Origin of the sequence: Moorena sp. SIO3B2, assembly GCF_010692525.1 — a bacterium.
Taxonomy (GTDB): Bacteria; Cyanobacteriota; Cyanobacteriia; order Cyanobacteriales; family Coleofasciculaceae; genus Moorena; species Moorena producens.
Window position 1 is genome coordinate 1 of the sequence record NZ_JAAHHE010000290.1, and the last position, 7729, is coordinate 7729.

Sequence of the window (7729 nt, forward strand, 5' to 3'; positions counted from 1 at the left end):
CATCTATCCCTACGGGAGGGATTAATTTCCCCAAAGCTTGTGCTGCTTGCAGACGCACAAAACTATCATTATCCCCCAAAGTGTTAAGTAGAGCCTGAATTGCCTGATTATGATTGGCAGTGGCTGTTCCGATCTCCCCAAGGGCTGCTGCTGCTGTTGCTCGGATATCAGGTTCTTGATTGGTGTCTTGGAGCAAGTTAACCAGTGTTATCACAGCTTCTGAAGCTTGTAACTTCCCTAGTTTATGAATAATACGCTCTCGTTCATTAATATCATCGGAACTGTTGAAATCTCTAATTAGTATTATGGGATCCGTTTCTTTTAATTCTTCTTCTTGTTCAGAGCTTATTTTTCCTGCTAATATCAGAGACCAGTGAAGTTTTTTACGAATAGTTTTATCTAAATTTACTCGTTTAAAATATGAATACTCTGTTGCGCGATAGATCTTGCGTCCTGCATTACTAGCGGCCTCACGAACTTGCTTCATGTAGTCATTACGCATTGCGTCAATTAAAGGTTCAACTGCCTCTAAGACCTTGGCTATATCTACCTGCTCGTTAGGCATATAACCTAGCTCACGAGCAGCCGCTTCACGCACGTATCGATCTTTTGATTGATCCAAATTGAGGAAACGAATAAGTTGCGGTACTTCCAGGGCATTTAAACGCCCTAAAGCCCTGATAGCTACTGCCACAATATCGGGATCGTTATCTGCCAAGGCTGTAGTTAGGGCTTCTTTGGCTGCTTCGTTTCTCCAGATATTATCTGCTAAATTTGACCGTCCAGCAATTACCCACACAACCTGACCGCCACCATGTTTCATCACCTTGCGCAAAACAGAATCACACTCGATTCGATCAACCAGTTCGTAAGTGTCAAAAAAAATTAGCAATGGCTTTTTATCAGCTATTTCCGCAATCCCTGCCCCCAAAGCCTCGGCTAACCTTTCGTCTGAATTTCTGTAAACATCCAATTCGTCTTTTGTCAAATCAAGTCGCACTGCTTGGTTCGTTCTTTCCTGTTCTTCCTCCACTTGTTTAATTTTTTCTATAGCTGTTTTCAAGAGACTGTGAGTTTCACTGTACTCTTGAAAGTAGTCTTTCCATTCTTCCTGCTGAAGGAATTTCTGATAAATAGCCTCCAGCATAGTAGCTGGCTTAATAGCATCATGGTCTACTTGAAGAGCAATATAGTGTTCTCGTTCTTTCTCCCAATCCATGAATAAAGTATTAAAGCAATTTTGAAAGTCTCCCTCTCGACTGATGTGATACAATCGTTGCAACAGGGTCGTTTTACCGATACCACCAAAACCATGAAGTAGAAAAATTTTTGGATCTTCTTCCGACGTGGAGGCTGGAGCAACCAAAGAGTTTAAGACATTTCGGAAACGTTCCTGTTGTTCATCTCGTCCTAAAAAAATTTTATTCATTCGCTAACTCCTCAAAGTTATCAACAGTATTAACTATGGCAATCGTCAAGTATTGTGAATTATATTGATGCAATCACATCAATCACAGTTACAGGATTCAAGTTTTTCGACAAGGTGAGGGATAAGACGAGCATTAACTTCCAGACTGGTATTCTTTAAAGTCAATGTTGGAATAATTCCTTGATATTTTTCTTGATCATCAAGGTTTTTTTCAAGATTGTCTGTAAACATTTGCTTTGAACGGGATAGCCATTGCTTCCTCCAGTTGTCATACCAGCCTACATGGCGACCAAACTCTTTTTCAGGATCATTTAAATTAGTGCATTTTTCTTCCCAAATCTTTTTCTGGACAGTAAAACCAAAACAGTTATTGCTGTATTGTTGCCAGAGTTTATCGATGTGACATAAGACATCACAGGGACAGTTTTGAATATCGCTTGCCTTCCAAGAGTATTTTGAAGTACCAGGAACTTGATTCATAATAGCAAATGTTTCTTCATTAGCTTCTACCCATCTTTGATTTTCAAGAAGATAGTTTAATAATTTATATTTTTCTGGGTTTAGTTGTTGAGTTAATTGGTCAGGTGGGTCTTGTGGTTCTATAGGTTTTTGTTCATGATTAGGGGGAGTACTACCATTTTCTGGCTCATCTGTAGGACTCTGAACATATTGTCGATAAATAATTTGTAAGTTTTCATTTCCAGAATTATAATTGTATACATTATCAATTAGTTTCTTTAATTCCCCTCTACTCTCTGCTTTAGTAATTAAATCTTGAAGAATGTTTGTGTATAATTTTTTATTTTTAATTATATCTAAATAGCTATGATTGAAATCATAATCATACAAAATTATTTCCCACTCATCTTGGTTTATAACAGCGCTCATTAAAGCTTCTCGTATTTCCCGGCGTTCAGGACCAGATAACTCAGACATTCATGCATAAATTTATAAATCATTCAAGAATTTAATTCAGAAGGATTAAACAAAGGGATAATGATATTATAGAGAATCAGCAATAGCGAACCATAGACTGGACGGTAAAATCCCAAGGATGAAAATGGCTCTCCCAGAGCAAATACCCAAACGACAAATGCTCCAGTGGAAACTACTATTTGGGTAACAGCTGGTGGCTTATTGGACTCTGATGTTAACTTTAATATCCAAAAAGGAGTTACAAATACCAAGAATATAAATACTACCCATATTAGATTAATCGGAACATCATTAGCACTTGTTAGCACTCCTTTGATAGCTATCCAAGCCCCAAGAATTTCCGAGGGAATATATTTGATCAGCCGATCAAAATAGCCATCAATCTTTGCCCTGCTCTTAGCTTCAAATTGGGTGGTAATAATTCGACGACCCATGTCAAGTATTAATTCTCCTTACTAGAGATAGGATTGAATTTCCTGATAGATGCAACTAAATAAAATTCCTTCCCGGATAGTACCAAACGATCTAGCTCGCTGAGCGTGATGCAAAGCTACTAGGGTACCATCTTCATCAAAACATGGGGCACCACTAGACCCCAAGGCAGTTTTGTTGACATATTGAACTAGTCCCCTCTCGGGATAAACTCCGGTGATCCCATCACGAGTGATAGAGAGTTTCATTGATGCACCTTCGGGATGCTGAAAAAGATTAATTCCCATCCCTTTAACAGGAAGATGATTAGGCTCCCAACGAGCAGGTTTACTATCATTGGATGGAGGACTAGTTTCTGCCACTTGTAGCAAAACGTAATCTAGTTTGTTGGTAGGACTGGAATGTAAAATCGGTTGCTGTCTGTCTAATTTAACGACCTGTCCCTCGGTTTCATTTCCCAAATCAGAGCTAAAACAGCCAAAACGCAAGACAGCATTGAGAGCATTGATGTGGATATCCGCGTTTTCATCTGGATTCAGAACATGGTAATTAGTCAAAACTAGCCTGTTGGCAATCAAAACACCAGTCCCTTCAATGCCCTGTGGGTTAATTTCAATCCGACATACAGAGCTTGCTTGTGCTATCGCTCGTTTCAGGTAGCCAACATCCCAAAAATCTGGTTCCGGTTGCCAGAAACCTTGGAGTTGTAACTCTTCCGTTGCTCCAAGCCACTCAATAGCCGGGCCAATATCCCTGATAGTATTTACTGGGGGGAGATGAATCCTAAACCTCTGCTGAAAAATGGTTTGATAAAACTCTTTTAATTCTGGATTACCTGGATTAGTCCCATAGGCTGCGATAATTAAGGGTTCTAATTTACCTCTTGACTCAGCCCATTTAATCAAACTAAAAACAAGGTGAGTAAGGTTCTCTCCCCCAGCTATGGCATTTAATTTTTCTTCTAACTCATCATCAACCATCATCGCTAAGTCATCTTTGGTGGGATAAGCACTGATAATGGCTTCGCGTAATTGCCTGCGTTGAGAACCAGTTAAATCTCTCATTAATTAAAGTGATAGCTATATCATCTACCACATAACAATGTAACAACTTTATTTTTCTGATAACAATCTCAGCAGATAAAATATCAGGTTAGTGAGGATAATCGTGGATTAACCTTGGCCGGAGGCATTCCCGAAGAGTAGAGAATCATCTTCTTGGCGGGGAACTCTAAAAGCAGTATTCATAGTGAATTATACCAGCTCAACACCCCCAAATCAGATAGCGGCGGATATTTAGCATTTACAAATAGGTCATGAACAATATTGCTGATTTTTCAGAGCATTAAAAACTATTCGGAGCTCTTTACTAGTGTTACTTGTAACCGGTTTACTGTTCCTTTTCTTTATCCATCCTAGTTTTACATCTGATTTGTAAAGTCCCCTAATGTAGTGATAGCGATCGCAAACATTGGTCAGGTACCTCCTCCTGGGTTAATGGGAGTAGGGAGTAGGGAGTAGGGATAGGGGTAAGACCATTGAAGGTACCTCTTAAGTATGAGAAACGCTCTACATTTATAGAATGTTAGATAATTGCCTGGCTTGACAGTACCCTTTCGGGTACCTTCTCAAAGGGAGGTTGCTGATGGTTTGGGGGCTGTGTGGGTCACTTGCATCTACAGCTTGAAAGCCCCACCGAATTGAGAACTGCTATATATAGTAAGGAAAACCCTAAGGGTAGCTGGGCAAGGCTTGTCAAAGCTTAATCAACCATAAAGTTTTCAGACTTCTGTCACCTTCTAGACTAAGGCAGTGGGAGAATAGAGTTATCACCAGCTAAACCATTCAAAACCCTTAAAAACCCAACTATGGCTAAAACCGTTGCTGAAGTCATGACCCGTGACCCGATCGTGGTGCAGCCCGAAACACCGATTAAGGAAGTGATCAAAATTATTGCTGAACAAAGCATCAGTGGCTTGCCAGTGGTTAACGAAGCAGGCAAATTGGTGGGAGTGATTTCAGAAACTGACTTGCTGTGGCAGGAGACAGGAGTAGAACCGCCAGTCTATATCATGTTTCTCGACAGCGTGATTTACTTAGAAAATCCTGCCCGTTATGACCAAGAACTCCATAAAGCACTTGGACAAACCGCTGGGGAAGTAATGACTGGTCATCCCATGAGCATCAAACCGGATCAACCCTTACGGAAAGCGGCTAAGTTGATGCAGGAAAAATCAATCCACCATTTACCAGTAACAGATGAAGCGGAGCAAGTGATTGGAATTCTGAGCTCTGGGGATATTGTCCGCGCTATGGCAGCTGAGTTAAAGAATTAAGGGAACTGTTCTATCTCAAATAGTGTTCACGCTGAACAAATAACATGGTAAGTTGAGTTTTGGCTAGATATTGAGCAATTACCCATGACCGTTACTCGTGAATCTGTCCAAGAGCTGCTGAATTCAACGGATTTTGGCCAGCGCATTAGTGGATTAAACCAACTACGCCAGCTGGAACCATCGGTGGCGTTTGAGCTAATTCAACCCTTGGTTAACGATAACAATGTTCGGATTCGATATGGGGCAGTCAGCCAGCTCGATACCTTGGGTGATCAAGATTTAACCGTATCTTTGACCCTATTACGCGATCGCCTTTTGAATGATCCAGAACCAGATGTTCAGGCAGCAGCAGCGGATTCCTTGAGTGCCTTGAAGCTCACCGAAGCCTATGATGATTTAGAGCAAACCTATCACCAAACCACTGAGTGGATCATTAAATTTAGTATTATAGCTGCCTTAGGGGAACTAGGTGAACCCCGTTCATTTCAACTTTTAGAAGACGCTCTCAAATCCGATATCAGTTTAATCCAAACCGCCGCCATTAGTTCCTTAGGAGAATTGGGAGATCCCCGGGCTGTGCCTCTGTTGATTCCCTTTGCCACTAATTCCGATTGGCAAATTCGTTACCGGTTAGTACAAGCACTAGTTAATCTGGGAGGAGAAGAGGCTAGGGCAGTCCTAGAAACATTAGCTAATGACAGTGTTGAGCAGGTGGCTAGTGTAGCGCAAGAGGGGCTACAAGCATAAGGGAATAGGGAGAAGAGTGTGGGGAGAGGCGGGAGTGTGGGAAGTGTGGGAAGTGTGGGAAGTGTGGGAAGTGTAGGAAGTGTGGGAAGTGCCCAACGCAATAACAAACCCAATTACAAAAACCCTTCCATCTCGATCATTTCAATCATCTGAAGTCCACGGGGGTCTCCCACTTTCAAGAGGGCAGCTTTGGCGTCTTCTTGTACCCCTAGGTCTTGATCATCAGCAAATGCTTCAATTAAGGCATCAATAGCACCAGCGTAAACCGCATTGGAGGGCAATTCCCGACACAGTTGCCCGATAGACCAAGCACAATTACTGCGCACTGCTGCTACTGGGTCTTTCCTTAAAGCAGTAATTAAGGGCGGAATCGATGCGATTACTTCTTCATAATCTAACTCTGCCATTTGCGCCAGAGCACTAGCTGCCCACAAACGCACTGCAGGAATATCCGTTTTTAGGGAATCAATTAGAGACGCTAAAGCACGGCGATCGCGACAGTTCCCCAATGCCCAGACAACCCCTTTACGGACATAACCGTTCCAATCTTGGTTAAGTTGGTCAATCAAGGGCTTTACTGCCGTGGGACTGGGATTGCGCCCTAGACCATAGGCAGCACTTACCCGCACTAAGGGACAAACATCATTTAACAGGTTAATCAGATCGGGAATTGCCCGCTCATCTTGCAACTCACAAAAAGCACGAGCTGCTAGCATCCGTTGCTGGCTTTCCGGTGCCGTTAACAGAGCCAGCATTTCCTCTGGATCAGGTTTGGGAGCTTCTAACTCATCTTCAATCGGCTCTATGTCATCTAAAGGGCTTTCTAGTAAAGCCGTATTATCCAGTAAACTTAGATCATCATCTTCATACATGCCTGATAACCTACCTTATCTTGCCTGATTCTACCAGTTTCTTAATTAGTATTGTCTGTGCAATGGTTTAACCATCCACAGAGATTGGGTTCTAAAACCCAGTCCGTGGTAAAGGTTCAAAGCGACTTGATTCGATTGAAACACCTGTAGTCCAATTTGGCGATCGCCTCTTGCCCTTGCCCTAGCTTCAGCCTGCTGCATCAGTGCTGAACCAATGCCTTGACGGCGGTGTGCTGGCATGACGTACAGTAAAAAAATATAGGTATAGCGATCGCCATTTACCTGATCAACCCCATTTCCCATCCACAGACAACCAACTGGCAAGGGATGAGTTACGATAGAGCCTTTCCTAGAAACGTTCCCATCCGCTACTGTAACCCACCACAGCGGGGTTTCTCTGGAAAAGTACTGTTTAACAGTCCTCGCCAGGTGAGAAAAATCATTTTGTTCTGGGAAAAGCTCTTGGTAAGTTAATTCCATGAACTTCACCAAAATTGCCCGTTCTCGTACCGTTCCCAGGCGTAGCTGGTACCGTGCTAACAATGGCTTACTCACCAGTGTTCCCAGAATTTTGGTTAACAACCAACTGAGCCGATACTGGTGCTTGAATGCTGGCAGCGTCAAACTCTTCAATCGGTGCAGGGGCTAGCATATCGTTCGGTAAAAAGATCCGAGAACTGACTGCCAATAGGGCAATTAAGAAGCCTAGTAATGCCAGTAGGGGAGCAATGTACTGACGAAATATAGCCATGAATTTAATGGTTCGTTGATTTTAACAATTCTTTACTTTCTCCATCTTACAACAATGGCAAAGCTTTTAGCGGTTGAACGCGATCGCGTGGCCTTTTGGCCAAGGTTATTTGGTTGAAGGTTGAAGGTTGACGGTTGGGGGTTGGAGGTTGGAGGTTGGAGGTTGGAGGTTGGAGGTTGAAGGTTGGAGGTTGCAGGTTGAAGGTTGGAGGTTGGAGGTTGGAGGTT

At 42.5% G+C, this 7729-nt stretch carries 9 protein-coding genes and 1 pseudogene; 2 read left to right on the plus strand and 8 right to left on the minus strand.

Annotation, left to right across the window (positions count from 1 at the left end; genetic code table 11):
• The 4 genes from F6K38_RS31410 to F6K38_RS31425 all read right to left on the minus strand — a co-directional run.
• On the minus strand, nucleotides 1–1429 hold a 1429-nt coding region (locus F6K38_RS31410), incomplete at its 3' end, for a HEAT repeat domain-containing protein (protein ID WP_287359001.1).
• Nucleotides 1430–1507: 78 nt separating this feature from the next.
• A complete protein-coding gene (locus tag F6K38_RS31415) occupies nucleotides 1508–2365 on the minus strand; it encodes a GUN4 domain-containing protein (protein ID WP_287253150.1) in 858 nt (285 codons plus the stop codon).
• Nucleotides 2366–2388: 23 nt separating this feature from the next.
• Nucleotides 2389–2799: a hypothetical protein gene (locus F6K38_RS31420; protein ID WP_287253148.1), complete on the minus strand. Its 411-nt coding sequence runs from the start codon at nucleotides 2797–2799 to the stop codon at nucleotides 2389–2391.
• Between the two features lie 21 nt (nucleotides 2800–2820).
• Nucleotides 2821–3861, minus strand: a complete 1041-nt coding sequence (locus F6K38_RS31425; RefSeq protein WP_287253145.1) for an effector-associated domain EAD1-containing protein — start codon at nucleotides 3859–3861, stop codon at nucleotides 2821–2823.
• Nucleotides 3862–4664: 803 nt separating this feature from the next.
• Here F6K38_RS31425 and F6K38_RS31430 point away from each other — a divergent pair.
• Both F6K38_RS31430 and nblB read left to right on the plus strand, forming a co-directional pair.
• On the plus strand, nucleotides 4665–5132 hold the full coding sequence (locus tag F6K38_RS31430; protein ID WP_008190106.1) for a CBS domain-containing protein: 468 nt from the start codon (nucleotides 4665–4667) through the stop codon (nucleotides 5130–5132).
• An 84-nt stretch (nucleotides 5133–5216) separates the two neighbouring features.
• On the plus strand, nucleotides 5217–5879 hold the full coding sequence (nblB, locus tag F6K38_RS31435) for a phycobilisome degradation protein NblB (RefSeq protein WP_008190108.1): 663 nt from the start codon (nucleotides 5217–5219) through the stop codon (nucleotides 5877–5879).
• A 113-nt stretch (nucleotides 5880–5992) separates the two neighbouring features.
• Here nblB and F6K38_RS31440 read toward each other — a convergent pair whose 3' ends face one another.
• The 4 genes and pseudogenes from F6K38_RS31440 to F6K38_RS31455 all read right to left on the minus strand — a co-directional run.
• Nucleotides 5993–6751 carry a HEAT repeat domain-containing protein gene (locus F6K38_RS31440; RefSeq protein ID WP_008190110.1) on the minus strand — a complete coding sequence of 253 codons (759 nt, stop codon included), beginning with the start codon at nucleotides 6749–6751 and terminating at the stop codon, nucleotides 5993–5995.
• 45 nt (nucleotides 6752–6796) lie between these two features.
• Nucleotides 6797–7306: a GNAT family N-acetyltransferase gene (locus F6K38_RS31445; RefSeq protein WP_008190112.1), complete on the minus strand. Its 510-nt coding sequence runs from the start codon at nucleotides 7304–7306 to the stop codon at nucleotides 6797–6799.
• Nucleotides 7299–7502 carry a DUF8624 family small hydrophobic protein gene (locus F6K38_RS31450; protein ID WP_008190114.1) on the minus strand — a complete coding sequence of 68 codons (204 nt, stop codon included), beginning with the start codon at nucleotides 7500–7502 and terminating at the stop codon, nucleotides 7299–7301. Before F6K38_RS31450 ends, F6K38_RS31445 begins: the two co-directional genes overlap by 8 nt.
• Nucleotides 7503–7534: 32 nt before the next feature.
• Nucleotides 7535–7729: pseudogene (locus tag F6K38_RS31455) on the minus strand (hypothetical protein); the annotation flags it as partial.